Origin of the sequence: Streptomyces murinus (assembly GCF_002154555.1) — a bacterium.
Lineage (GTDB): Bacteria > Actinomycetota > Actinomycetes > Streptomycetales > Streptomycetaceae > Streptomyces > Streptomyces murinus.
In genome coordinates this window covers 1-1,059 of sequence record NZ_MUNF01001009.1, presented here as the reverse complement: position 1 = coordinate 1,059, position 1,059 = coordinate 1, and the positions used below count along the sequence as shown (strand labels likewise).

The following is a 1,059-nucleotide window of genomic DNA, read 5'->3' as shown; positions in this document are numbered from 1 at the left end:
CACCCGCCCACCCGTCTCGGTCTGCTGACGGGTGGGCGCACGCACGTACCAACGGGGGGCTGCCGGGCGACCGGTCACTTCTCGACCGGGGCGAGTGCTTCCGCTCAGGGGCGTGCGGAACTGCGCGATCGACCACGGTCTGCCCGCACCCGGGCCGATGCGCGCGGGCGGTCGGTGACTTTTCGGCCGGGCCGGGGCGAGTGGTCCTCCCAGGGACGCGGGGAACTACGCGCCCGGCCGCACCGGACTCGCACCCGACCCGGACCCGACCCGCGCCCGATCACTCCACCCCGCGCTCGTGTCGGAGCGGGTTCCGAAGGGCGCGGCGTGGGGACGCGGAACGTTCCCGTCCCCCCGCCAACCGGGCGGACGCGGCGGCATGGCGCGAAGGTCCGAAGGGGGCGTGGCCGGAGACTGGGGGCCCGGAGCCAGGCAGGAGAGAGCATGGACGACCGCAGCTCCCCGGGCGCCCGGGGTTCCGTGACCGCCGCCGCGGACCGCGGAGCCGGCAACCGGGCCGGGGTCCTGGGCACCGCCCTCGCCGGTGTGCTCGCGTTCGCGCTGTCCTCCGGCTCGTGGCAGTGGTTCTCCACCTATATCGGCGTCACCCTGCTGGCGATCGTCCTCGCCTTCACCAGCCCCCCGGCCCCCCTGTCCGGCACGCGGTCCGGCTACGTGCGGAGCCTGGCGGTCCAGTCGCTGGTCATCGGCCTGTGCGTGGCCCTCGCGCTGGCCCCCGCCCTCCAGCGCTGGCCCTGGCTCCTCCCGATGCCGGGCACCCGTACCGAGTGCGCCCATCTGGGCGACTACGCGGCGCTCCAGGCCCGAGCCGCCCTGGGTGGCCTGGGCGGCCGAGGCAGCGCCGCGCTGTCGTACGCGCAGCAGGACCAGAGCCGGCACGCCGTCGACGACTGCCTGTCCGCCACGACGACCCTCTGGCTGCCGCTGTACGCATTGGGGGCCGCCCTCCTGACGGCGCTCGGTATCTGGTGGGCGACCAGGCGGACGACCACCGGGACCCGGTGAGCCGCCCCCTGCCCCCGGGGTACTCGGCAAACA

1 protein-coding gene is annotated in these 1,059 nt (G+C 75.6%); it reads left to right on the top strand.

Going from position 1 to position 1,059, the window contains the following annotated elements; genetic code table 11:
• Nucleotides 1-444 precede the first annotated feature (444 nt).
• The gene (locus tag CCN72_RS37285) at nt 445-1,026 is read left to right on the top strand and encodes a hypothetical protein (protein ID WP_244174683.1); all 582 of its coding nucleotides are present in this window, start codon (nt 445-447) and stop codon (nt 1,024-1,026) included.
• Nucleotides 1,027-1,059 lie beyond the last annotated feature (33 nt).

What these genes read in the sequence shown, in the direction of transcription:
- CCN72_RS37285 (WP_244174683.1), top strand. Translation starts at nt 445, where the DNA reads ATGGACGACCGCAGCTCCCCGGGCGCCCGGGGTTCCGTGACCGCCGCC.